The sequence below is a fragment of the Pseudomonas sp. BF-RE-22 genome (assembly GCF_019956155.1).
Lineage (GTDB): Bacteria > Pseudomonadota > Gammaproteobacteria > Pseudomonadales > Pseudomonadaceae > Aquipseudomonas > Aquipseudomonas migulae.
Genome location: NZ_JAHBDD010000066.1, coordinates 140,517 through 162,633, shown reverse-complemented (window position 1 = coordinate 162,633; position 22,117 = coordinate 140,517). Strand labels below are relative to the sequence as shown.

Below are 22,117 nucleotides of genomic sequence, written 5' to 3'. Positions count from 1 at the left end.
GATGCGCCTGCGGTTGGTTCTCGGTCTGCTGTGCTGTCTGGCGGGTGTTGCTCACGCGGCGCCCGCCCCTCAAAAAGCCTACATCAGCCTGATCATCGATGACCTGGGGCAGAACCTGCCCCGGGATCGCCGCGTGCTGGCCCTGCCCGGCCCGGTGACCACGGCGATCATGCCCGACACACCCCACGCCACCGAATTCGCTCGCGAAGCCCATCGCGCCGGCAAGATTGTCATCTTGCACATGCCGATGGACCCCGCCACGGGACCGTTCGCCTGGCATCCCGAGCTGCCCATCGAAGAGCTGGAGAAGCGCCTCAACGCGGCGTTCAAAATGGTCCCGTACACAAGCGGCATCAACAACCACATGGGCAGTCGCATGACCGCACAGCAACCCGCCATGGCCTGGTTGATGGCGGATTTGCAGCGGCGGCACAAGTTCTTCGTCGACAGCCGCACCAGCGCGCAAACCGTGGCCGCGGCCGAAGCGCAGAAGATCGGGTTGGCGAGTGTTTCGCGGGATGTGTTTCTGGATGATGAGCGAACGGAAGCGGCGATCTTCACCCAGCTACAGACCGCGATCAATCTGGCGCACAAACAGGGTTCGGCGGTGATGATCGGGCATCCGTATCCGCAGACGCTGGCAGTGCTGGAGCGCGAATTGCCGAAGCTGAAAGCTCAGGGCATTGACTGGATTGATATCAAGTTGATGATCAGCGTGCGCAGCAACCGTGCAACGACTGCGCACGGCAAGGACGGCGTTTACCGCTAATCAACGGAACCACTGTAGGAGCCGGCTTGCCGGCGATGGCAGCCTCGAATCATGCATCGATTTCACTGCCGCCATCGCCGGCAAGCCGGCTCCTACAAGGATTGGCTGGACGGTTAGAGGTACCGCCCCATGATCTCGTCCACCACGCCTTCCTTGCGCAGCTGATCCAGCGCGGCTTGCAGCTTGGCGACGGTTTCATCCGGCACGTCTTTGTTCAGCGCCAAATACAACTCCGCACTGTTGAAGCGCAACACGGTCTTGAGCCCGGTGACGCCGTCCTGACGCGCCAGGTAACGCCCGGCCGGGTCGCCCGTGGCCCACAAGTCGATCTGGCCGCTGGTCAGCTTCTTCGCGTTGTCCTGATCCCGCAGCACGACAATCGGCTTCAACCCTTGCTTGGCCAGCGTCTCGGCAATCGCATCGCCCTTGTACGCACCGATCTTGTATTTGCGCGCGTCTTCCAGGGTTTCCAGGCTGATCTTGCTGTCCGCCTTGGCCAGCATGATCCAGTCATCCGGACCGATCGGGCCGACCCACTTGAAGAGCTTTTCACGGTCCGGCAGTCGTGCCATCACGAACACGCCATACCCGGGTTTCTCGAGGGCGAGCTTGTAGATGCGCTCCCAAGGGAAACGCAGGGTCAGGCTGTAGGTTACGTCGGCACGCTTGAACATCTCGCGGACAATGTCCACGGCGATGCCATTGATGTTCTCGTCCTGAGCGAAGTTCTTGCCGTTCTTGGCCATGTTGTAAGGCGGGAAGTTTTCCGTCAGCAGCACCAGGTCGGCGTCGGGATTTTCGGTGGCGTGCACGCCACTGATCTGCAATAGAGAAGCGCTGGCAAGGGCAAGAAGAAGGCGTTTGAGCATGTCTGGCTACCGAGATCCATGGCGTACCCAAGAGTGCCTTGAGCCCGCCATGATGTCCACTGGCCTGTATCGTTTGTTTAGCGCATCACGATGCCGCGATGGGCCATGTAGGCCTTGGCTTCCTGCACGGTGTATTCACCGAAATGGAAAATACTAGCGGCCAGAACAGCGCTGGCGTGACCTTCGATGATGCCGTCGGCCAAATGCTGCAGGTTGCCGACGCCGCCGGAGGCGATCACCGGAATCCCCAGCGCGTCGCTGATCGCACGGGTAACGCCCAGGTCGAAGCCGTTTTTCATGCCGTCCTGGTCCATGCTGGTCAGCAGGATTTCGCCGGCTCCCAGGCCTTCCATCTTCTTCGCCCACTCGACGGCGTCGAGACCGGTCGGCTTGCGCCCGCCGTGAGTGAAGATTTCCCAGCGCGGGGTTTCGCCCGGACCGGAGACCTTCTTCGCGTCGATGGCAACCACGATGCACTGCGAACCGAAATGCTGCGCCGCCTCACCCACGAATTCCGGGTTGAACACGGCGGCGGTGTTGATCGAGACCTTGTCTGCGCCGGCATTCAGCAGGTTGCGAATGTCCTGCACGGTGCGCACGCCGCCGCCAACGGTCAGCGGAATAAAGACCTGGCTGGCCATGCGCTCAACGGTATGCAGCGTGGTGTCGCGACCGTCGACGCTGGCGGTGATGTCGAGAAAAGTAATCTCGTCGGCACCCTGCTCGTCGTAACGACGGGCGATTTCCACCGGGTCGCCGGCATCGCGGATGTTTTCGAACTTCACACCTTTGACGACCCGGCCGTTATCCACGTCCAGGCAAGGGATGATGCGTTTGGCCAGCGCCATGGTCAGTCCTCAGCCTTTGTACGAATCGCAGAAAGCTTGCGCTTCAGCGACGTCGAGGGTGCCTTCGTAGATTGCCCGGCCGGTGATCGCGCCGATGATGCCCGGCGCCTTGGCGTCGAGCAGCGACTTGATGTCGCCCAGGTTGTGGATACCACCGGAAGCAATAACCGGGATCTTCGTGGCCGCAGCCAGCGCAGCGGTGAACGGCACGTTGCAGCCCTGCATCATGCCGTCTTTGGCGATGTCGGTATAAACGATCGCAGACACGCCGTCGGCTTCGAATTGCTTGGCCAGGTCGATGACCTGAACGGTGCTGATTTCAGCCCAGCCATCGGTAGCGACGAAACCGTCTTTGGCATCGAGGCCGACGATCACTTTGCCCGGGAACGCGCGGCAGGCTTCAGCAACGAACGCCGGATCTTTCACGGCTTTGGTGCCGATGATCACGTAGCTCACGCCCGCTTTGACGTAGTGCTCGATGGTTTCCAGCGAGCGGATACCGCCGCCGATCTGGATCGGCAGGTTCGGGTAGCGCTTGGCGATAGCGGTGACCACTTCGCCGTTGACCGGCTGGCCTTCGAAGGCACCGTTCAGGTCGACCAGATGCAGACGACGGCAACCGCCCTCCACCCACTTGGCGGCCATGCTCACCGGGTCATCGGAGAACACCGTGGAATCTTCCATGCGGCCCTGGCGCAGACGAACACAGGCACCGTCTTTGAGATCGATAGCGGGAATAATCAGCATCTGGCAAACCTTCAAATTCGAGTGTTCAGCTTCGCTCGGAAATCAGTTTTTCTCGAGCGCCCACAAGTCGCTTTCGATGCTTTCGAACCTTTCTTTAAGGTGCGTCTGCACATCGAAAATCGCCCTGTTGTAATAGTGCGGCGCAATTTCACGGGTAAACAGCTCAAGGATTTCGGCCGCTTCGAACGAACCCAGGTCCAGTTCGAAGCGATCCTCCATGAAGCGTTTGATCTTGTGATTGGCCTCGTTCTCCTGCTCGGGAGTGAGGGTCAGGATCGGCGGCTTCTTCTTGACGGCCATTTACCAGCGACCATCCCACGCAGCGAAGTTCTGCAGCAATTGCAGGCCATGGGTATGGCTCTTCTCCGGGTGGAACTGCACGGCGAAACGCGAGCCATCGGCCAGCGCCGCAGCGAAATCGACACCGTAGTGACCGCCACCGACCACCTGCCGCGCGTTACCGGCAGCGATGTAGTAGCTGTGCACGAAGTAGAAACGCGCCAGGTCCGGAATGTTGTGCCACAGCGGGTGACTCACCGTCTGCTTCACTTCGTTCCAGCCCATGTGCGGGACTTTCAGGTGTTCGCCGTCTTCAACAAGGCCTTTGCCGAAGAACTTCACCGCGCCCGGGAACAGACCGATGCAGTCGACGCCGTCGTTCTCTTCACTTGTGTCGAGCAAGGCTTGCATGCCGACGCAGATGCCGAGGAACGGACGGTCCTGGCTGACTTCACGCACCAGCGAGTCGAAACCCAGGCGACGGATCTCCGCCATGCAATCGCGAATCGCACCGACGCCGGGGAAAACCACTCGGTCAGCTTCGCGAATCACGTCGGCATCACTGGTGATCAAGACCTTGCCGGCACCGACGTGCTCGAGGGCCTTGGCCACCGAGTGCAGGTTGCCCATGCCGTAATCGATAACCGCGACCGTCTGCATTACAGAACGCCTTTGGTCGATGGCATCTGACCGGCCATGCGGTCATCGAGCTCTACGGCCATGCGCAGTGCGCGGCCGAAAGCCTTGAACACGGTTTCGATCTGGTGGTGGGTGTTGGTGCCACGCAGGTTGTCGATGTGCAGGCTGACCAGCGCGTGGTTGACGAAGCCCTGGAAGAATTCCTGGAACAGGTCAACGTCGAAACCGCCCACGGTGGCGCGGGTGTAGGGAACGTGCATCTGCAGGCCAGGGCGGCCGGAGAAGTCGATCACCACGCGCGACAGCGCTTCATCGAGCGGCACGTAGGCGTGGCCGTAGCGACGGATGCCTTTCTTGTCGCCGATGGCTTTGGCGAAAGCCTGACCCAAGGTGATACCGACGTCTTCCACGGTGTGGTGGTCGTCGATATGCAGGTCGCCCTTGCTGACGATATCCAGGTCGATCAGCCCGTGACGGGCGATCTGGTCCAGCATGTGCTCAAGAAAAGGAACACCGATATCAAATCGGGCCTTTCCGGTGCCATCCAGGTTGATCGAGGCTTTGATCTGGGTTTCCAGAGTGTCGCGCTCGACTGACGCCTTACGTTCGGCCATCACCAGCTCCGCAAAATCATTGGGCGAAAAAGGCAGCCATTATAGGGGCGCGGGCGGGAAACAGAAACACGAGAGGTGATATGACTGACGGAGTGAATTCAACAAAGTCGGTGGTGTACCTGTCATGACATGTAGGAGCGAGGCTTGCCCGCGAAGGCGGTGTACCTGAAACACCGCATCATCGTTCTTCGCGAGCAAGCTTCGCTCCTACAGGTAGCAGTGCGCCCGACGGATCGGGCGCGGGGTACTTAGTGGAATAGAACTGCCGTTTTCTGCAGGGTCACCCAAACACCCCACGCCAACGGAATCCCCACCACCAGCCACGCTGCAATCGCCAACGGCTTGGTGCCCGACGCCGCTTTCCACTCCAGCGAGGTGCTGGCATCAGCACCCTTGTCGTGGCCCAGCGCCTGTTCGGCGGCCAGTTCAGCGTCGGTCATGAAGTACTTGTCGGCCACCGGGCGCACCAGCAGGTTGCAGATGAAACCCAGCACCAGCAGGCCCGCGAGGATGTACAGCGTGATGTCGTAAGCGGCGGCACGTTCAACGCCGATGCTCAGCTGATACTCACGCAGGTAGTTCACCAGCACCGGACCCAACACACCCGCTGCCGCCCAGGCGGTCAACAGACGACCGTGGATCGCACCGACCATTTGCGTACCGAACAGGTCCGCCAGGTAAGCCGGCACCGTCGCAAAACCGCCGCCATACATCGACAGGATGATGCAGAACGCCGCCACGAACAGCGCAACGTTGCCCAGGTGACCAAGGTTCGGGATCAACGCGTACAGCGCAAAACCGAGGGCGAAGAACACGAAATAGGTGTTTTTGCGGCCCAGGTAATCCGAGAACGATGCCCAGAAGAATCGGCCACCAATGTTGAACAGGCTCAGCAAACCGGTGAAGCCGGCAGCAATCGCGGCAATCGAGGCCAGTTGGCCCGCGTCCAGCTGACCAAACGTCTGGTCGGTACCGAGCAATTTGCCGGCGAACACTTCCTGCAACAGCGGCGAAGCCATGCCGAGGATGCCGATACCGGCGGACACGTTCAGGCACAGCACCAGCCATACCAGACGGAATTGCGGGGTTTTCCACGCCACATTCACGTGCACGTGACGATGAGTGATCATCGCGTTCGAAGCTTTTTTCGCCGGAGCGGTCCAGCCTTCAGGCTTCCAGCCGGTTGGTGGTACGCGGTAGGACAGTGCGCCGCCGATCATGAACACGAAGTAGATCGCGGCCATCACCAGGAAGCTCTGCCACACGCCCACGCTGTCTGCCGACGCGAAGTGCCCCATCAAGGCTGCGGCCAGCGGAGCACCGACCATCGCACCACCGCCAAAACCCATGATCGCCATGCCGGTCGCCATGCCGCGCTTGTCCGGGAACCACTTGATCAGGGTCGAGACCGGCGAGATGTAACCCAGGCCCAGGCCGATACCGCCAATGACCCCGGAGCCGATCCACATCAGCCAGATCTGGTGCGTATACACACCCAGCGCCGAAATCAGCAGACCACCACACCAGCACAGTGCCGACACAACGCCAGCCTTGCGCGGCCCGGCGTGTTCCAGCCAGCCACCCCAGATCGCGGCCGAGCAGCCGAGGAAGATGAAGAACAGGGTGTAGATCCAGCCGAGCATCGAGATCGGCCAGTCGCATTGCGACGAGAACACTTGCGAGATGAAGCTCATGTCCGGTGCACAGGTCACCGCCTTGGTCACGCCCAGGGCTTTGGACAGTGGCAACCAGAACACCGAAAAGCCGTAGGCCATGCCGATGCAGAGGTGGATGGCCAGCGCGGCCGGTGGCACCAGCCAACGGTTGAAACCGGGCTTGGCGATGATGCGCTCCTTGGACAGGAACGCAGGCTGGCCGGCATAGATGCCGTCCGCCGTGATGCTCGTGGTCATTGTGTATCCCCCAATTATTAGTATGGTTCGCCAGCCACTGCTCACCTCCAGCCTTTATGCGCACGCATGACTGTTTTTTTGAGGTAAAGCTCCATTTTGGTGCGACATCGCGTCGCAGAAGGACGGACGAACCGGCAGAGGTTACCATTTGCACGTGACAGAAAAACCAAACTGATATCACGTTTTTGCAAGTCATCTGTTCTCGTACCACTGAAGGAACCGTCATGCCTGTCATCGTCGAGCTGCTGAACGAAGCCACCTACCAGGATCAGCAGGATTTGCAGAAGATTTACCGCGATGCGCCGGATTGGCTGTTCGCGCCGTTTGCCGATGATGTGCAGTTGATCGAAGGCTGCCTGCGGGACGGCTCGCTGATCGCCGGGCGTTTCAATGATCGCCTGCTGGGCGCGGCACGTTTGCAAAGGCACCAGGACGTCTGGCATCTGTCCCAACTATGTGTACGAAAAATCACCCGTCGTCGTGGGGTTGCCGAGCGAATGGTGAACGAAGCGCAGAAACTGGCGTCGCAATCGGGTGCGACATTGCGCCTGCTGGCACCTGCCGGGCACCTTGAGTCCCAGGCGCTGGCGGCCAAACTGAAAGTGCCACTGGATGTGCTGCCGGGTTGATCGCTGACCGGTCGTCCACTTCTGAGCGCTATACTCCCCGGCTAAATCGACTAACTACAAGGACTCGCCCATGAAAGCGTTCGGCAAAATCCTGGGTCTGGTACTTCTCGGGTTGTTGCTGATCATTGTGGCGCTGGGCTTTGCCCTGACCCACCTCTTCGATCCCAACGACTATAAAGACGAGATTCGCCAGATTGCCCGCGACAAGGCCCACATCGAGCTGACGCTCAATGGCGACATCGGCTGGAGCCTGTTCCCGTGGCTGGGCCTGGAATTGCACGAAGCCAGTGTCGCGACCCTGGCCAAGCCCACCGAACCGTTCGCTGACTTGCAGATGCTCGGCCTGTCGGTGCGCGTGCTGCCGCTGCTGCGCCGTGAAGTGCAGATGAGCGACGTGCGCGTCGAAGGCCTGAACCTGCGCCTGAACCGCGACAAGGACGGCCACGGCAACTGGGAAGACATCGGCAAGGTGCCGGCGACGGCCAACTCGACCGCTCCTGCGGTCACACCCGGCGAACCTGCACCGCAAACCACCGTTCAAGTGGAAAAACCGGCGCAGCCGATCCGCCTGGACATCGACAGCCTGACCGTCAACAACGCCCGCGTTGAATACAGCGACGAGAAGACCGGCCAGCATTTCAGCGCCGAAAGCATCCAGTTGAGCACCGGGCCGGTCCACGATTCGACCAACATCCCGGTCAAGCTCACCGCGTTCCTGGGCACCAACCAGCCCGTTCTGCGGGTCCGCACCGAGCTCAATGGCGAGCTGCGTTTTGAACGCGCCTTGCAACGCTACAAATTCGAGGACATGAAGCTGTCCGGCGAAATCGCCGGTGATCCGCTGCAAGGCAAGACCGTGACCTTCGCCGCCCAAGGGCAGTTGCTGCTGGATAAAGCAGCGAACGTCGCCGAATGGACTGGCATCAAGATTTCCGCCAACCAGTTGCGTGCACTGGGCGAACTGAAGGTCAACGACCTCGACAAAACGCCGCAAATCAACGGCGGCCTTTCGATTGCCCAATTCGACCTGGCGAAATTCGTCGACAGCATCGGCCAGAAACTCCCGGCGATGGCTGAAGGCAGTTTGAGCAAAGTTGAACTGGTCAGCCGCATTGCCGGTACGCCGACCAGTCTGGTGCTCGACAACATCAACCTGAAAGTCGATGACAGCACCTTCAGCGGTCGTATCGCCGTCGAGGATTTCGCCAAGCAATCGCTGCGCGCCGCGCTCAAGGCTGACACCTTCAACGTCGACCGCTACCTGCCGCCAAAATCCGCCGAAGCCAATAGCGCGACGCAAGTGCGCCAGGCCGAAGTGGCCAGCACCGAAGCCGATGCCATGGCCGGCGCAGGCAGCACACCGCTGCCGGACAAGCCCACCAAAGACGCGTGGAGCAACGAGCGCCTGCTGCCGGTGGAGCGCCTGAGCAAACTCGACGTGGATGCTGACCTGACCTTTGGCCAGTTGACCCTCGACAAGCTGCCGATCCAGAACGCGGCGCTCAAGGCCAATGGCAAGGAAGGCCTGCTGACGCTTGAGAACCTGCGCGGCGACCTGTACGACGGCACCTTCGAATCCAGGGGCACCCTCGACGTGCGCCAGCAGACACCGGCGCTGAACATGCAGACACGCATCAGCAAAGTGCCTGTGGAAAAAATCCTCGAAAGCCAGGGTAAAAAACCGCCAGTCAAAGGCCTGGTCACGCTCGACAGCAACCTGACCGGCAATGGCAACAGCCAGAAAGCGCTGATCGAAACCCTCAACGGCAATGCCAGTTTCGTCATCAACAACGGCGTGCTGCTCAATGCCAACCTCGAACAGCAACTGTGCAAAGGCATCGCCACGCTCAACCGCAAAACCCTCAGCGGCGAACCACGCGGCAAGGACACGCCGTTCCAGGAGCTCAAGGGCAACCTGGCCTTCCGTAACGGCGTGGCCAGCAACCCGGACCTGAAAGTGCGCATCCCGGGCATGACCGTGAATGGCGACGGTGACGTCGACCTGCGGGTATTGGGCATGGACTACCGCGTCGGCATCATCGTCGAAGGCGATACGAGCGCCATGCCGGATCCGGCCTGTCAGGTCGGCGACAAATTTGTCGGCATCGAATGGCCGCTGCGCTGCCGTGGCCCGCTGGAACTCGGCGCCAAGGCTTGCCGCCTCGACAACGAACGCATGGGCCAGGTCGCGTCCAAAATGGCGGGCGACAAAATCAGCGAAAAAATCGACGAAAAGCTTGGCGACAAAGTCAGTCCCGAGCTGAAAAACGCATTGAAGGGGCTGTTCAAGCGATGAGATCCGAGCAGTTTTCATCGGCGGTGCTGGACTGGTACGACCGCCACGGCCGCCACGATTTGCCTTGGCAGCAAGGCATCACACCGTATCGGGTGTGGGTCTCGGAGATCATGTTGCAGCAAACCCAGGTCAGCACCGTGCTGAATTACTTCGACCGGTTCATGGCCTCGCTGCCGACGGTCGAAGCCCTGGCCGCCGCGCCGGAAGACGAAGTGCTGCACCTGTGGACCGGCCTCGGTTACTACACCCGCGCGCGCAATTTGCAGAAGACCGCGAAGATCGTCGTCGCTGAGTACGGCGGCGAATTTCCGCGGGATGTGGAAAAGCTGGTCGAGCTGCCGGGGATCGGCCTGTCCACGGCGGGCGCCATCGCCAGCCTGAGCATGGGCCTGCGGGCGCCGATCCTCGACGGCAACGTCAAACGCGTCCTGGCGCGCTTTACGGCGCAAGAGGGTTATCCGGGCGAGCCGAAGGTCGCGAAACAGCTGTGGGCGAACGCTGAGCGCTTCACGCCGCATGATCGGGTCAACGCCTACACCCAGGCGATGATGGATCTGGGCGCCACGCTTTGCACCCGCAGCAAACCGAGCTGCCTGCTCTGCCCGCTGGAAAAGGGCTGCGAAGCGCACATGCTCGGCCTGGAAACCCGCTACCCGATCCCGAAGCCACGCAAAGCCGTGCCACAGAAGCGCACGCTGATGCCGATGCTCGCCAACGGAGACGGCGCGATTCTGCTTTACCGTCGCCCTTCCACGGGCTTGTGGGGCGGTCTCTGGAGCCTGCCGGAACTCGACGACCTCGACGACCTGCAACATCTGGCCTCACAGCACTCGCTGGAGCTGGGCAGCCAACAAGCGCTGCCGAGCCTCGTACACACGTTCAGCCATTTTCAGTTGTCCATCGAACCCTGGCTGGTTCAGGTCCAGGAGTCCGGCCATCACGTGGCCGAGGCCGACTGGCTCTGGTATAACCTCGCCACCCCGCCGCGCCTGGGCCTTGCCGCCCCGGTCAAAACCTTGCTCGAACGCGCGGCCGCCGTATTGAACGCAGGAGAGTCGTCATGACCCGCACCATCATGTGCCGCAAGTACAAAGAAGAATTGCCAGCCCTGGAGCGCGCTCCATTCCCGGGCGCCAAAGGCCAGGACATTTTTGACCACGTCTCGGCGAAGGCCTGGGCCGACTGGCAGAAACACCAGACCCTGCTGATCAACGAAAAACGCCTGAACATGATGAACGCCGAAGACCGCAAATATCTGCAAGGCGAGATGGACAAGTACTTCTCCGGCGAGGAATACGCCAAGGCTGAAGGCTACGTTCCGCCTGCAGAATAATCCCGCTTTATCGGGGGTCGGAACGTAAGCGACGGTAATAATTAAATTTTTTTTGAAAACTTGCTTGACGACCCCCTGAAAAACCCGTTTAATGCGCCCCGTTGCCCAGATAGCTCAGTCGGTAGAGCAGGGGATTGAAAATCCCCGTGTCGGCGGTTCGATTCCGTCTCTGGGCACCAAATACCGAAAACCCTGAATCGCAAGATTCAGGGTTTTTTTATGCCTGCGATTTAACGAAGTCCGGCACACGGTGGCGGAAGCGACGGATCGACGATCTGCCGGAAGAACAGCGTAAGCAGCAGATCCTGAGAGGCCAGACCGCTCAAGCCTAAAACCACGCAATGGGCGGACAGATGATTCCCTGCAGCCCATTCGCTGGAACAAAGGCATCGGCCGGTCAACTCCGGTTAACTGCTAGCTTTCACCGGCCCAATGAAAGACCAGATTACGCGCAGGACCACTTCCTATCTCGGCACTGTCACGCCGCACTTCTCCATGTCGCGTAGCAACCACGGTGTACTTGCCGGGCGGTAGCTGAACATAAACCAGCGGGCCAGCCTCGTTCAGCGTCAACACGGTTTGCCCTTGGGCTTTCTGAATGACCACGTCGACGTCGGGAATGTATTTATTCTCCGCCCCGACCGAAAACGTCATGTGCAAGTTATAGCCAGCCGTTTGCTGGATGGCCTTCGACTCATCCAGGCCTATACCGCCGGACAGATAAGTAATTCCGTTTTGCTCCTGCGGTTGAACCTGCACGCCAGCGCTGTCGATTGGTTCAAGACTGGCGGCAGACGACATCACCGGGAACATCAACATGCCCACCGCGGCGATGGGCAACGCAAGGGAATGCACGTACTTCATGATCACGCCTCCCGGGCTCCATGGAACCCATTTGTCATGCCTTTTAGATTTCCTCTCGAACGCCCGGGTTTTAGATTGATTGGTACTTGGGCTCACTGCGAAATGGACTACACGTTATATTCCTCAAGCACGACTTGCCGTCGGAGCGATCCCGCAAACCCGATCGGGCTTTCCTTCCGGCTTACCAGCCACGCCCGGCATCGCTGCCCCCACCTCCGCTGCCATCCTCTTCTGCCTGTTCATTCCTTTGCAGAAGACGCCATGAGCTCACTCGAACCCGGTAACACTCAGGATGCACAACTCGCCTCACTACTCGGCAATCTTGGGGAGCTGATTCGTGATGCACGGCAGAAAGTGCTACGCACGGTCGATACGGTCCAGGTACAAACTTGCTGGCAGATTGGGAGGCACATTGTCGAGTTCGAGCAGGAAGGGGCTCGACGGGCGGGGTACGGAAAGCAATTGCTGGCAACGCTGGCGCAGAGCCTGACAGCCGAGTTCGGGAAGGGCTTTGATAACTCTAATCTTCGCTACATGCGCCTGTTTTACCAAGCATTCCCAATTCGTGACGCACTGCGTCACGAATTGAGCTGGACCCACTACCGCAGGCTGCTGCGCGTCGATAGTGACACGGCACGCCAATGGTATATGGACGAGGCGGCCAACCAAAACTGGTCATCCCGCGCCCTGGAACGCCAGATCAACACCCTCTATTACGAGCGCCTGCTCACCAGCCGCGATCGACCTGCTGTAAGGCTGGAAGCCGCCACCAACCTCCAGAAAATGAAAGCACACCCACGAGACTTCATCAGGGACCCGGTGATGCTGGAGTTTCTTGGCTCAACCAACGCAGGTTTGACTCAAGAAACCAATCTGGAACAAGCATTGATCCATCAGCTTCAAGCCTTCCTGCTGGAACTGGGTAGAGGCTTTGCCTTCATCGCTCGCCAGCAACGCATCAGTACCGAGAGCAAAGACTTCTACATCGATCTGGTGTTTTACAACTACGTACTCAAGTGCTTCGTCATCTTCGATCTGAAGCGCGGCGAACTGACCCATCAGGATGTTGGCCAGATGGACATGTACGTACGCATGTATGACGACCTCAAGCGCGGACCGGAAGATGGCCCCACCGTCGGTATCATTCTCTGTGCGAAAAAAGATGAATCAGTGGTGCGCTACTCGGTGCTGAAAGACAACGAACAACTCTTCGCCAGTAAATACAAAACAGTCCTGCCCAGCGAAGACGAACTCCGCGCCGAACTGGACCGGGAGCAGGCGGCAATCGAGGAGCGACTGCTCGATCAGCTCCCCCTGTGAACACAGATGGATTGTCCACCCGCCGCACGAAGACTATCGTTGGCAGCTACCCGCAAAGGTCTGAAGCCGATGAATTTGCAGGACATGTCACTGGCCCCCACTCAAATCGAGTTACCGCTGCCAACTCCCGTTTCTGGCGAACCATTCAAAGAGCCGGCCGCAGACGGCTTCATCCTCGGTGGTTTCACTTGGCGGCACGCCTTTCAGGACCTTGTGCGCCCGGTCGTCATCATCAACGCCGCCACCTCGGTTCGCTGCCGTCACTATTCGCGCTTCGCCGATTACCTGTTCGCCAACGGCTTCGATGTCATCACCTATGACTACCGTGGCATCGGCGAGTCGCGACCCGAATCCTTGAAAGGATTTGAAGCCTCCTGGTCAGACTGGGGCGCGCTGGATTTCGAAGCCATGCTCAAGCGCGCTCAGCGCGAATTTCCCGGTCAGCCCATCGACGTCGTCGGCCACAGCTTTGGCGGCTGTGCGGCGAGCCTGGGAGCCTCAGGGCAGCTGATTCGGCGCATGGTCACCGTCGGTGCGCAATTCGCCTACTGGCGCGACTACGCGCCCGCTCATCGCTGGCGGATGTTCGGCAAGTGGCATGTGGTGATGCCGCTGATCACCATGATCTATGGCTACTTCCCCGGAAAGCGTCTTGGCTGGCTGGAAGACACGCCCGCCGGGGTGGTTCGAGACTGGAGCACGCCCACGCGCCGATATGAAACGCGGCCCAGCGGTCGCACGCTGGCCAAAAAACCAGGGGCAACGATGAAAGCCAGGACACTGGCCATCAGCATCACAGACGATCCTTACGGCACGATCCCGGCCATCGAACGCCTGCTCGGCTACTTCAGCGGCGGTACGAACACCCACTGGCGAATCGCCCCCGAAGACATCGGCGAAGCAGAAGTCGGACATTTCGCCTTTTTTCGCAGCGCATACCAAGCCACACTATGGCCCATTGCATTGTCCTGGCTGCAGAGCGGTGAACTGGCCCCCGATACCCCCGGGCGGACAGTACCGCGCAGCGAGTCCTTTTAACGCACGACGGATCAAAACCATGGCCTCCGCCAACAAGCAGCAAAAACGCGCCACCCGCGCCAAAGCCAAGGCCAAGCAGAACCGCACCCAACGGGCTGCCGCGCCGGTCGAGCTGGACCCGAACGATGATCGCATCGACTTTGAATCGGTGGACCTCACCGAGCTGTTCAAGAAAATGATCGACGCTGAAAAAATCAGTCAGCAAGCCATGTGCATCGCTTTCCTTGAAGACCCATTGCTGGAACTGGTGTACGAGCAGGAAGGCGAAGAAGGCGCGATGGACTTCATCCTCGCCGCGCTGATCGAGTACCGCCAATGGTCTACCGAGGTCGACGAAGCCGGTGCCCTGGCATGGATCGAATCCCCGGCCTTCCAGGCCGACTATGTAGCGGCCTCCGACATCATCGCAGCCCAAACCCAACAGAAACCGAACTGAGTTCCCATGGCCTCCCTGAACAAGCAACAGAAACGCGCCAAGCGCGCCAAGATCAAAGCCAAACAGATCAACATCCACGGCAGAAAACCAGCCGCGCTGGACGATGACTTGGGTGAAATCGGCGAACCGATCCCGGAATACACCCTGGCGATGTTCAGCAAGATGCGCGACGCCGAAGCTGTCGGCCGCAGTGAAATGCTCTCCGTGCTGCTGACGAACCTCGCCTTTATCATCATTGACCATCCAGAACTGCTGGACATGGAAAACGCCGACGACGAAGGCATGGCCGCCACTCACCTGGCCGCCGACATGTTGATCGACTACCGCATGTGGGCCGACGGCATGGATCGCGAAACCGCCCAGGCATGGCTGACCGACCCGCAATTCATCACCGACTTCGGCATTGCGCTGGACAGCTATCGTCAGTCGCCGGATGCGCAGGAAGAAAAGGGCGAATAAAAGCCCTCAGAAATAGAAACGGCCGCTTGTCATCACTGACAACGGCCGTTTTTTTTACAAACCTGAAAACAACAATCAGGCAGCCACAGCATCCAGACGTGGAATTTCCATCCCGACCTTGGCACTGGCATAGCTCAGATCACCGCTGGCGATGGATTGAGCCTTGAAACCGGCGCCGATCAGGTCGCGCACGTACAGCTTGTTGTAGATGAACATGAACACGAAGTTGCTGAGGCCGAATGTGAAGCAGGCCACGATGAACATGATCGCTGCCCACTTGATGTCGCCACGGAACAGTGGCGGCAGGAAGCCGAAGAAAAACACGGTCCACGAGAAGCCGATCGGGGCTTCCTTCATGGCTCCGGTATTAGGGTTTTTGAACACAACCGATGTAAACGCCATGCCTGTCTCTCCTTGATGCCCCAATGGGTAAGCTGAATGGCCGGGCTAGCTCCATGCAGCGCTGGCTCGTGGCTGTCGCGCGAACGGCAGGCGCACGCAAATGCATCTGTGACACGCACCAGATGAGGGAGCAGGCAAGAAAGGGTCGAGGGGCTTTAGCCGGGAAGGCTGGGGCGTCGAACAATCCGTGTCCTGAAACTCCATTGCATCCCGCAACAGCAAGATACACATTCGGCAAGGAGGCTACTATCTCGACATCATCGTGTCCATCAGGGAGCAGGCCGATAAACCCCCTGAATGAAAGCAAAAACGACCGCGATCATGGCTGATGGCGGTCGTTTTCAGTACATCGACAGTGTGCGTAAAGCTTAGCGCGCCACTGCGCCAACCAGTTGCTCATTGCGACGACGGCGAGCCACCAGCAAACCGGTAGCAACCACCAGAGCACTCAGCAAACCGGTCGCGAGGATCTCCACACGGTGGGCGTCCTGGAACAGCATGATGGTCAGGGCCGCGACGATGAAGACGATCACCGCGTAGGTCAGGCCCGGGAACAGCCACATGCTGAAGGCGATTTTTTCACCGCGGGCCATACGCTGTTTGCGCATGCGCAGTTGCGAGATCGCGATCACCAGGTACACCAGCAACGCGATGGCGCCGGAGCTGGCCAGCAGGAATTCGAACACGGCGGCCGGAGCCACATAGTTGGCGAATGTTGCCAGGAACGCTGCGCCCGTGGACAGCATCACCGCCCAGTATGGCGTGCCACTTTTGTTGGTGCGCGTGGACACGGCCGGTGCATCACCGCGCTTGCCCAGGGAGAACATCATGCGCGACGAGGTGTACAGCGCCGAGTTCAGGCAGCTGGTCACAGCGACCAGTACCACGATGTCGACGATCATCTTGGCGTTCGGGATGCCCATGCGCTCAAGTACGGTCTGATAGGAACCAACGCTGGCCAGAACCGGGTCGTTCCATGGCACCAGGGCCACGACGATGAAGATCGAAACGAGGTAGAACAAACCAATCCGCCAGATCACCGAGTTGGTGGCCTTGGAGATTTGCTTGCCAGGGTTCTTCGATTCTGCGGCCGCGATGGTCACGATCTCGGTGCCCATGAAGGAAAACATGGTCGTCAGGATCGCGCCCAGTACCGCGCCCATGCCGTTTGGCAGGAAGCCCTGAGTGTCGAAAATGTGCGAAACGCCGCTCACCTGGCTGTTCGGCAGGAAACCGAAGATCGCCGCGATGCCCAGAATGATGAAACCAATGATCGCCACAACCTTGAGCAGGGCGAACCAGAACTCGAACTCGCCGTAGTTCTTCACGCTGAACAGGTTAGTGATAGTCAGCAGCATCGTGATGACCAAGGCGAAAGCCCAGATGTCCACGCCAGGGAACCAGGCGTGCAGGATGGTCGCGGCGGCGTTGGCCTCCAACGGGATCACCAGCACCCAGAACCACCAGTACAGCCAGCCGATGGTGAAACCGGCCCAGTGACCGATCGCGCGATCGGCGTATGTCGAGAAGGAGCCGGTGTCTGGCGAGGCAACCGCCATTTCACCCAGCATGCGCATCACCAACACCACCAGCATACCGGCGGCGGCATAAGCCAACAGCACGGCCGGGCCTGCTGCAGCAATAGCGTGGCCCGAGCCAACGAACAGGCCGGCGCCGATAACACCGGCAATCGACAGCATGGTCACATGACGCGGTTTGAGCCCCTGTTCGAGGCCGTTAGAGCTTTGGGTATTGCTCATTGAAACTACCTTTGTAAGGAAAAGCGAATGCGTGCATCCCGTCGTGAACTCTCTTCTGTAAAAAGAAACCAACGGGGTGTTCCGGAATCTGCACGCAATAATTGCGCCAAAATGTTTCAAAACCCTCTAACCCGGCGATCTCACCCTGACCGGACAGTCATCGCAAGTCATTGAAAATAATGGCACTTCGCCAGAGCGTTACCCTGCGACCCACTTAAGGAACGAATCTGCGCACCGGAAACACACCCAACAAATGCTCAACGCACAATAAAAGTGCGGATCAGGAACGTTTGGCCGGTTAGCGCTTCCAACACCCCGCCAAAGCTGGCAACATCGCGCCCTTTTTTACGGGACAGCCGCGCCACATCGGGTTCAAACGGCTGTTCGGTTGATAGCAGCGCGACAGTCTGCTGTACCGATGCGACAACCTGTCACATGCCACCCGTTTACCGCCCGTAGCGCTGTTGGCTGCCATTCAGACGCTATGCTAGGTTGGCCGCCTCGCCAGGAAGGCCCGCCAACAGCAGGAGCGCAACATATATGAGGAACGCACATGGCTGAGGCCACGCCCGCGCTTGAAATCCGCAACTTGCACAAACGCTACGGACAGCTTGAGGTGCTCAAAGGCATCTCGCTGACCGCCCGCGACGGCGATGTGATCTCGATCCTGGGTTCCTCCGGTTCCGGCAAGTCCACGTTCCTGCGTTGCATCAACCTGCTGGAAAACCCGCATCAGGGCCAGATCCTGGTGGCCGGCGAAGAACTCAAGCTCAAAGCCGCCAAGAACGGCGAACTGGTCGCGGCCGACGGCAAGCAGATCAACCGCCTGCGCAGCGAGATTGGTTTTGTGTTTCAAAACTTTAATCTGTGGCCGCACATGAGCGTGCTCGACAACATCATCGAGGCCCCTCGCCGCGTGCTCGGCCAGAGCAAGGCCGAAGCCATCGAAGTCGCCGAAGCCTTGCTGGCCAAGGTCGGCATCGCCGACAAGCGTCATGCGTACCCGGCGCAACTGTCTGGCGGCCAGCAACAGCGCGCGGCCATTGCCCGCACGCTGGCGATGCAACCCAAGGTGATCCTGTTCGACGAACCCACCTCCGCCCTTGACCCGGAAATGGTCCAGGAAGTACTTAATGTCATCCGCGCACTGGCCGAAGAAGGCCGCACCATGCTGCTGGTCACCCACGAAATGGGTTTCGCCCGTCAGGTGTCCAGCGAAGTGGTGTTCCTCCACCAGGGCCTGGTAGAAGAGCAAGGATCGCCACAGCAGGTGTTCGAAAACCCGCTTTCGGCGCGCTGCAAACAATTCATGTCCAGCAACCGCTAACGGAGCTACCCGCATGCAGAACTACAAAAAGGTCTTCCTGGCAGCCGCCGTCACCCTGGCGTTCAGCGCCGGTGCCATGGCAGAAACCCTGAAGATGGGCATCGAAGCGGCCTACCCGCCGTTCAACAACAAAGATGCCAGTGGCAATGTCGTCGGCTTCGACAAGGAAATCGGCGACGCCCTGTGCGCCAAGATGAAAGTCGAATGCACCGTGGTCACCTCCGACTGGGACGGCATCATTCCGGCCCTGAACGCCAAGAAGTTCGACTTCCTGATCTCCTCGATGTCGATCACCGATGAGCGCAAGCAGGCCGTCGACTTCACCGACCCGTATTACTCGAACAAGCTGCAATTCATCGCCAAGAAAGACGTCGACTTCAAAACCGACAAGGATGCGCTGAAAGGTAAAGTGATCGGCGCCCAGCGCGCGACACTGGCCGGCACCTGGCTCGAAGACAACATGCCTGGCGTTGAAACCAAGCTTTATGACACCCAGGAAAACGCTTACCTCGACCTGACCTCCGGTCGTCTGGACGGCATCCTGGCGGACAAATACGTCAACTACGAGTGGCTGAAAAGCGACGCCGGCAAACCTTACGAATTCAAAGGCGACCCGGTGGAAGAAAGCGACAAGATCGGTATCGCCGTTCGCAAGAACGACCCGATCCGCGAGAAGCTGAACGTCGCACTGAAAGAAATCGTTGCTGACGGCACCTACAAGAAGATCAACGACAAGTACTTCCCGTTCAGCATCTATTGATACTGACCTGCCGGACCGGCGCCGTTTTCTGACGGCGCCGGTCCCCGGCCTTGCCTGCCGCGATTTGAAAAGAAATCCATGATTATCGACCTCTACGGATTCGGCCCGGCGCTCGCCGCTGGCGCGCTGATGACTGTGAAACTGGCACTCTCGGCCCTGTGTCTCGGGCTGGTGCTCGGTTTGCTCGGCGCCTTGGCCAAGACTTCCCCGTACAAGCCGTTGCAATGGCTTGGCGGCACTTATTCGACACTGGTACGCGGCATTCCGGAACTGCTCTGGGTGCTGTTGATCTACTTCGGCACGGTCAACCTGATGCGTGCCCTGGGCGAGTTTTTCGGCAACCCCGACCTTGAACTCAATGCCTTTGCGGCCGGCGTGATTGCGCTGGGCCTGTGCTTTGGCGCCTACGCCACGGAAGTGTTCCGCGGTGCAATTCTGGCAATCCCCAAAGGCCACCGCGAAGCCGGTGTGGCACTGGGCCTTTCGAAATTTCGCATCTTCACCAAGTTGATCATGCCGCAGATGTGGCGCATCGCCCTGCCCGGCCTGGGCAACCTGTTCATGATCCTGATGAAAGACACCGCGCTGGTGTCGGTCATTGGCCTGGAAGAAATCATGCGTCACGCGCAAATCGGCGTGACCGTGTCCAAACAGCCGTTCACCTTTTATATGGTGGCCGCGTTCATGTACCTGGGCCTGACGATTCTGGCCATGACGGGCATGCACTTCATGGAAAAACGCGCCGCTCGCGGCTTCGCGAGGAGCACCCAATGAACTGGGAAGTCATCATCAAGTGGCTGCCGAAACTGGCTCAGGGCGCAACGCTGACCCTGGAACTGGTGGCCATCGCCGTGATTGCCGGCCTGTTGCTGGCGATTCCGCTGGGCATCGCGCGTTCGTCACGCCTGTGGTGGGTTCGGGCATTTCCCTACGGCTATATCTTCTTTTTCCGTGGCACGCCGTTGCTGGTTCAGCTGTTCCTGGTCTACTACGGCCTGGCGCAGTTCGATGCGATCCGTAACAGCTCGATGTGGCCGTACCTGCGCGATCCGTTCTGGTGCGCCACGGCGACCATGACCTTGCACACCGCGGCCTACATCGCCGAGATCCTGCGCGGGGCGATCCAGGCGATTCCACCGGGGGAGATCGAAGCGGCGCGGGCGCTGGGCATGTCCCGGGCGAAGGCGCTGTTCTACATCATCCTGCCGCGAGCGGCGCGCATCGGCCTGCCGGCGTACAGCAACGAAGTGATCCTGATGCTCAAGGCCAGCGCGCTGGCCAGTACCGTGACCCTGCTGGAACTGACTGGCATGGCCCGCACCATCATTGCGCGGACGTATCTGCCGGTGGAGATCTTCTTCGCCGCAGGCATGTTCTACCTGCTGATGGCCTACGTGCTGGTTCGCGGCTTCAAGCTGCTGGAGCGCTGGTTGCGCGTCGATGCCTGCCAAGGGCGTTGATTCCCACGTGTTGACGGGCGAGGCCCTGCTCGCCCGCTTCATGGCCCTGGATGCTTTTCTGATCGAGCATCAGGCGCTGTGGAAGCCTCGACCGTTCACTCATCTGCAACTTCCTTGGGAAGCGTCCTACCCGGAGCTGGCTGAATGGCTACGCGGGCGGTCGCTGGAAGACGCGGAAAACAGTCATAACCAACCTTGCCTGCTAAATGCGCCGGAGCCGTTCGCTTCGCTGGCGGCGCTATCCCTTGAGCTGGGTTCGGTGGGTGAGCTGCCGGCACACACACTGGAGACCGCAGGGCATCGGTTGAATGTCGATGTGCCGGGGCGCAAGTGGCAGCAGATCGAGGCGTTTGCCAGTCGGTTGTCGTTTGCTGCGCCACCGATGCATTGGCTGGATTGGTGTTCGGGTAAAGGCCACTTGGGTCGACGCCTGCTGCAAACCGGTCAGCAGCTCACCTGCCTGGAACATGATCCTGCTCTGGTGCTAGGCGGTCAGGCACTCAGCCAGCGCCATCAACTGCATGCACTGCATGTCGAGCAGGATGTGCTGGCACCCGGCGCCGCCTCTTTGCTGAACGCCGATCACACACCGGTCGCACTGCATGCCTGTGGCGATCTGCATGTGCGATTGATCCAGCTCGCCAGCGCCGCCGGGTGCAAACAAATGGCCATTGCGCCGTGTTGCTATAACAGGATCAGTCTTCCTGCATATCAGCCAGTTTCCGCTGTCGGTTTGCGCTCCGACCTACAGCTGTCACTCGACGATCTCTCACTCCCGATGAGCGAAACCGTCACCGCCGGTGCCCGCGTCCGACGTCAGCGCGACACATCCATGGCCCGACGCCTGGCTTTCGACCTGCTGCAACGGCAACTTCGCGGTGTTGAGGAGTACCTGCCCACGCCTTCCCTGCCGAGCGCCTGGCTGGACAGATCATTCGCCGACTACTGCCACCATCTGGCCGCATTCAAAGAGTTATCCACAGTCGGCTCGCAAGACTGGTCCGCGCTAGAAGCCGCCGGCTGGCAGCGACTGGCCGAAGTACGCAATCTGGAGCTGCTGCGCGGACTTTTCCGACGCCCGCTGGAGCTTTGGCTGAACCTTGATCGAGCACTTTTCCTCTCTGAGCAGGGCTATACCGTTCGCCTCGGCACTTTCTGTGAAACCCCACTCACGCCGCGTAACTTCCTTTTGCTGGCGGAGCGCGCCTAAAACAGCCACAGCCTGTGGATAACTCTGTTGATGAAATATCGTGGATCCAATGTTTACGCCTGTTTCAGGGCTGAAACCAAACTGTTCAATTTTCGTACACCCGAATAAAAAACCGGAAAAACAGGCATTTGCGAGAAAATGAGAC

The 22,117-nt window shown here is 59.6% G+C and carries 24 protein-coding genes and 1 tRNA gene; 15 read left to right on the top strand and 10 right to left on the bottom strand.

Going from position 1 to position 22,117, the window contains the following annotated elements; all coding sequences use genetic code 11:
- Position 1 precedes the first annotated feature (1 nt).
- On the top strand, positions 2 to 769 hold the full coding sequence (locus KGA82_RS25260) for a divergent polysaccharide deacetylase family protein (protein ID WP_223452957.1): 768 nt from the start codon (positions 2 to 4) through the stop codon (positions 767 to 769).
- A gap of 113 nt (positions 770 to 882) precedes the next feature.
- On the opposite strand, the gene KGA82_RS25255 is transcribed toward KGA82_RS25260, so the two are convergent.
- The 7 genes from KGA82_RS25255 to KGA82_RS25225 form a co-directional block, all read right to left on the bottom strand.
- Positions 883 to 1,638 carry a substrate-binding periplasmic protein gene (locus KGA82_RS25255; protein ID WP_008024926.1) on the bottom strand — a complete coding sequence of 252 codons (756 nt, stop codon included), beginning with the start codon at positions 1,636 to 1,638 and terminating at the stop codon, positions 883 to 885.
- A 77-nt stretch (positions 1,639 to 1,715) separates the two neighbouring features.
- A complete protein-coding gene (gene hisF, locus KGA82_RS25250; RefSeq protein ID WP_007972752.1) occupies positions 1,716 to 2,486 on the bottom strand; it encodes an imidazole glycerol phosphate synthase subunit HisF in 771 nt (256 codons plus the stop codon).
- A 9-nt stretch (positions 2,487 to 2,495) separates the two neighbouring features.
- Entirely contained in the window at positions 2,496 to 3,233 is a 738-nt protein-coding gene (gene hisA / locus KGA82_RS25245) for a 1-(5-phosphoribosyl)-5-[(5-phosphoribosylamino)methylideneamino]imidazole-4-carboxamide isomerase (RefSeq protein WP_008041005.1), read from the bottom strand.
- A 42-nt stretch (positions 3,234 to 3,275) separates the two neighbouring features.
- On the bottom strand, positions 3,276 to 3,533 hold the full coding sequence (locus tag KGA82_RS25240; RefSeq protein WP_008024930.1) for a DUF2164 domain-containing protein: 258 nt from the start codon (positions 3,531 to 3,533) through the stop codon (positions 3,276 to 3,278).
- Positions 3,534 to 4,172: an imidazole glycerol phosphate synthase subunit HisH gene (hisH, locus tag KGA82_RS25235; protein ID WP_192226824.1), complete on the bottom strand. Its 639-nt coding sequence runs from the start codon at positions 4,170 to 4,172 to the stop codon at positions 3,534 to 3,536. It lies immediately after the preceding gene.
- Positions 4,172 to 4,765 (bottom strand): imidazoleglycerol-phosphate dehydratase HisB, encoded by a 594-nt coding sequence (gene hisB, locus KGA82_RS25230; protein WP_003218037.1) that lies wholly within the window; start codon positions 4,763 to 4,765, stop codon positions 4,172 to 4,174. The genes hisH and hisB overlap by 1 nt, the downstream gene beginning before the upstream one ends.
- A gap of 248 nt (positions 4,766 to 5,013) precedes the next feature.
- Positions 5,014 to 6,678: an OFA family MFS transporter gene (locus KGA82_RS25225; RefSeq protein ID WP_008024938.1), complete on the bottom strand. Its 1,665-nt coding sequence runs from the start codon at positions 6,676 to 6,678 to the stop codon at positions 5,014 to 5,016.
- A gap of 224 nt (positions 6,679 to 6,902) precedes the next feature.
- Between KGA82_RS25225 and KGA82_RS25220 the strand changes: the two genes are divergently transcribed.
- The 5 genes from KGA82_RS25220 to KGA82_RS25200 all read left to right on the top strand — a co-directional run bounded on the left by KGA82_RS25220 (position 6,903) and on the right by KGA82_RS25200 (position 11,115).
- Positions 6,903 to 7,307, top strand: coding sequence for an acetyl-CoA sensor PanZ family protein (locus tag KGA82_RS25220; RefSeq protein WP_008041009.1), 405 nt, complete (start codon positions 6,903 to 6,905; stop codon positions 7,305 to 7,307).
- A gap of 70 nt (positions 7,308 to 7,377) precedes the next feature.
- Positions 7,378 to 9,603 carry an AsmA family protein gene (locus KGA82_RS25215; protein WP_223452955.1) on the top strand — a complete coding sequence of 742 codons (2,226 nt, stop codon included), beginning with the start codon at positions 7,378 to 7,380 and terminating at the stop codon, positions 9,601 to 9,603.
- On the top strand, positions 9,600 to 10,667 hold the full coding sequence (mutY, locus tag KGA82_RS25210) for an A/G-specific adenine glycosylase (RefSeq protein WP_223452952.1): 1,068 nt from the start codon (positions 9,600 to 9,602) through the stop codon (positions 10,665 to 10,667). The genes KGA82_RS25215 and mutY overlap by 4 nt, the downstream gene beginning before the upstream one ends.
- The gene (locus KGA82_RS25205) at positions 10,664 to 10,936 is read left to right on the top strand and encodes an oxidative damage protection protein (protein WP_008024947.1); all 273 of its coding nucleotides are present in this window, start codon (positions 10,664 to 10,666) and stop codon (positions 10,934 to 10,936) included. Before mutY ends, KGA82_RS25205 begins: the two co-directional genes overlap by 4 nt.
- Positions 10,937 to 11,039: 103 nt before the next feature.
- Positions 11,040 to 11,115: transfer RNA gene (locus tag KGA82_RS25200), tRNA-Phe, on the top strand.
- Positions 11,116 to 11,350: 235 nt separating this feature from the next.
- On the opposite strand, the gene KGA82_RS25195 is transcribed toward KGA82_RS25200, so the two are convergent.
- Positions 11,351 to 11,800 carry a carboxypeptidase regulatory-like domain-containing protein gene (locus tag KGA82_RS25195; RefSeq protein WP_223452946.1) on the bottom strand — a complete coding sequence of 150 codons (450 nt, stop codon included), beginning with the start codon at positions 11,798 to 11,800 and terminating at the stop codon, positions 11,351 to 11,353.
- Between the two features lie 261 nt (positions 11,801 to 12,061).
- Here KGA82_RS25195 and KGA82_RS25190 point away from each other — a divergent pair, with 261 nt between their 5' ends.
- The 4 genes from KGA82_RS25190 to KGA82_RS25175 all read left to right on the top strand — a co-directional run bounded on the left by KGA82_RS25190 (position 12,062) and on the right by KGA82_RS25175 (position 15,053).
- Positions 12,062 to 13,120: a YhcG family protein gene (locus KGA82_RS25190; protein WP_223452944.1), complete on the top strand. Its 1,059-nt coding sequence runs from the start codon at positions 12,062 to 12,064 to the stop codon at positions 13,118 to 13,120.
- 69 nt (positions 13,121 to 13,189) lie between these two features.
- Positions 13,190 to 14,158, top strand: coding sequence for an alpha/beta fold hydrolase (locus KGA82_RS25185; protein ID WP_223452941.1), 969 nt, complete (start codon positions 13,190 to 13,192; stop codon positions 14,156 to 14,158).
- A gap of 19 nt (positions 14,159 to 14,177) precedes the next feature.
- Positions 14,178 to 14,594, top strand: a complete 417-nt coding sequence (locus KGA82_RS25180; protein ID WP_223452938.1) for a hypothetical protein — start codon at positions 14,178 to 14,180, stop codon at positions 14,592 to 14,594.
- 6 nt (positions 14,595 to 14,600) lie between these two features.
- Positions 14,601 to 15,053 carry a hypothetical protein gene (locus tag KGA82_RS25175; protein WP_008041028.1) on the top strand — a complete coding sequence of 151 codons (453 nt, stop codon included), beginning with the start codon at positions 14,601 to 14,603 and terminating at the stop codon, positions 15,051 to 15,053.
- A 75-nt stretch (positions 15,054 to 15,128) separates the two neighbouring features.
- Here the strand turns inward: KGA82_RS25175 and KGA82_RS25170 are convergent, their stop codons facing one another.
- The gene (locus KGA82_RS25170; protein ID WP_017336019.1) at positions 15,129 to 15,455 is read right to left on the bottom strand and encodes a hypothetical protein; all 327 of its coding nucleotides are present in this window, start codon (positions 15,453 to 15,455) and stop codon (positions 15,129 to 15,131) included.
- A 368-nt stretch (positions 15,456 to 15,823) separates the two neighbouring features.
- On the bottom strand, positions 15,824 to 17,215 hold the full coding sequence (gene gabP, locus KGA82_RS25165; protein WP_008024968.1) for a GABA permease: 1,392 nt from the start codon (positions 17,213 to 17,215) through the stop codon (positions 15,824 to 15,826).
- A gap of 553 nt (positions 17,216 to 17,768) precedes the next feature.
- Between gabP and KGA82_RS25160 the strand changes: the two genes are divergently transcribed.
- The 5 genes from KGA82_RS25160 (at position 17,769) to KGA82_RS25140 (ending at position 21,972) form a co-directional block, all read left to right on the top strand.
- The gene (locus tag KGA82_RS25160) at positions 17,769 to 18,542 is read left to right on the top strand and encodes an ABC transporter ATP-binding protein (RefSeq protein WP_007897462.1); all 774 of its coding nucleotides are present in this window, start codon (positions 17,769 to 17,771) and stop codon (positions 18,540 to 18,542) included.
- Positions 18,543 to 18,555: 13 nt separating this feature from the next.
- The gene (locus KGA82_RS25155) at positions 18,556 to 19,302 is read left to right on the top strand and encodes an ABC transporter substrate-binding protein (RefSeq protein WP_008041033.1); all 747 of its coding nucleotides are present in this window, start codon (positions 18,556 to 18,558) and stop codon (positions 19,300 to 19,302) included.
- A 78-nt stretch (positions 19,303 to 19,380) separates the two neighbouring features.
- Entirely contained in the window at positions 19,381 to 20,076 is a 696-nt protein-coding gene (locus KGA82_RS25150; protein WP_008024973.1) for an ABC transporter permease, read from the top strand.
- Positions 20,073 to 20,762 (top strand): ABC transporter permease, encoded by a 690-nt coding sequence (locus tag KGA82_RS25145; protein ID WP_008041034.1) that lies wholly within the window; start codon positions 20,073 to 20,075, stop codon positions 20,760 to 20,762. The genes KGA82_RS25150 and KGA82_RS25145 overlap by 4 nt, the downstream gene beginning before the upstream one ends.
- Positions 20,743 to 21,972 carry a methyltransferase gene (locus KGA82_RS25140; protein ID WP_223452937.1) on the top strand — a complete coding sequence of 410 codons (1,230 nt, stop codon included), beginning with the start codon at positions 20,743 to 20,745 and terminating at the stop codon, positions 21,970 to 21,972. The genes KGA82_RS25145 and KGA82_RS25140 overlap by 20 nt, the downstream gene beginning before the upstream one ends.
- Positions 21,973 to 22,117 lie beyond the last annotated feature (145 nt).

What these genes read in the sequence shown, in the direction of transcription:
- KGA82_RS25160 (WP_007897462.1), top strand. Translation starts at nt 17,769, where the DNA reads ATGGCTGAGGCCACGCCCGCGCTTGAAATCCGCAACTTGCACAAACGC.
- mutY (WP_223452952.1), top strand. Translation starts at nt 9,600, where the DNA reads ATGAGATCCGAGCAGTTTTCATCGGCGGTGCTGGACTGGTACGACCGC.
- KGA82_RS25150 (WP_008024973.1), top strand. Translation starts at nt 19,381, where the DNA reads ATGATTATCGACCTCTACGGATTCGGCCCGGCGCTCGCCGCTGGCGCG.
- KGA82_RS25145 (WP_008041034.1), top strand. Translation starts at nt 20,073, where the DNA reads ATGAACTGGGAAGTCATCATCAAGTGGCTGCCGAAACTGGCTCAGGGC.
- KGA82_RS25140 (WP_223452937.1), top strand. Translation starts at nt 20,743, where the DNA reads ATGCCTGCCAAGGGCGTTGATTCCCACGTGTTGACGGGCGAGGCCCTG.
- KGA82_RS25180 (WP_223452938.1), top strand. Translation starts at nt 14,178, where the DNA reads ATGGCCTCCGCCAACAAGCAGCAAAAACGCGCCACCCGCGCCAAAGCC.
- KGA82_RS25170 (WP_017336019.1), bottom strand. Translation starts at nt 15,455, where the DNA reads ATGGCGTTTACATCGGTTGTGTTCAAAAACCCTAATACCGGAGCCATG.
- hisH (WP_192226824.1), bottom strand. Translation starts at nt 4,172, where the DNA reads ATGCAGACGGTCGCGGTTATCGATTACGGCATGGGCAACCTGCACTCG.
- KGA82_RS25185 (WP_223452941.1), top strand. Translation starts at nt 13,190, where the DNA reads ATGAATTTGCAGGACATGTCACTGGCCCCCACTCAAATCGAGTTACCG.
- KGA82_RS25205 (WP_008024947.1), top strand. Translation starts at nt 10,664, where the DNA reads ATGACCCGCACCATCATGTGCCGCAAGTACAAAGAAGAATTGCCAGCC.
- hisA (WP_008041005.1), bottom strand. Translation starts at nt 3,233, where the DNA reads ATGCTGATTATTCCCGCTATCGATCTCAAAGACGGTGCCTGTGTTCGT.
- gabP (WP_008024968.1), bottom strand. Translation starts at nt 17,215, where the DNA reads ATGAGCAATACCCAAAGCTCTAACGGCCTCGAACAGGGGCTCAAACCG.
- hisF (WP_007972752.1), bottom strand. Translation starts at nt 2,486, where the DNA reads ATGGCGCTGGCCAAACGCATCATCCCTTGCCTGGACGTGGATAACGGC.
- KGA82_RS25195 (WP_223452946.1), bottom strand. Translation starts at nt 11,800, where the DNA reads ATGAAGTACGTGCATTCCCTTGCGTTGCCCATCGCCGCGGTGGGCATG.
- KGA82_RS25155 (WP_008041033.1), top strand. Translation starts at nt 18,556, where the DNA reads ATGCAGAACTACAAAAAGGTCTTCCTGGCAGCCGCCGTCACCCTGGCG.
- KGA82_RS25215 (WP_223452955.1), top strand. Translation starts at nt 7,378, where the DNA reads ATGAAAGCGTTCGGCAAAATCCTGGGTCTGGTACTTCTCGGGTTGTTG.
- KGA82_RS25240 (WP_008024930.1), bottom strand. Translation starts at nt 3,533, where the DNA reads ATGGCCGTCAAGAAGAAGCCGCCGATCCTGACCCTCACTCCCGAGCAG.
- hisB (WP_003218037.1), bottom strand. Translation starts at nt 4,765, where the DNA reads ATGGCCGAACGTAAGGCGTCAGTCGAGCGCGACACTCTGGAAACCCAG.
- KGA82_RS25190 (WP_223452944.1), top strand. Translation starts at nt 12,062, where the DNA reads ATGAGCTCACTCGAACCCGGTAACACTCAGGATGCACAACTCGCCTCA.
- KGA82_RS25220 (WP_008041009.1), top strand. Translation starts at nt 6,903, where the DNA reads ATGCCTGTCATCGTCGAGCTGCTGAACGAAGCCACCTACCAGGATCAG.
- KGA82_RS25175 (WP_008041028.1), top strand. Translation starts at nt 14,601, where the DNA reads ATGGCCTCCCTGAACAAGCAACAGAAACGCGCCAAGCGCGCCAAGATC.
- KGA82_RS25260 (WP_223452957.1), top strand. Translation starts at nt 2, where the DNA reads ATGCGCCTGCGGTTGGTTCTCGGTCTGCTGTGCTGTCTGGCGGGTGTT.
- KGA82_RS25255 (WP_008024926.1), bottom strand. Translation starts at nt 1,638, where the DNA reads ATGCTCAAACGCCTTCTTCTTGCCCTTGCCAGCGCTTCTCTATTGCAG.
- KGA82_RS25225 (WP_008024938.1), bottom strand. Translation starts at nt 6,678, where the DNA reads ATGACCACGAGCATCACGGCGGACGGCATCTATGCCGGCCAGCCTGCG.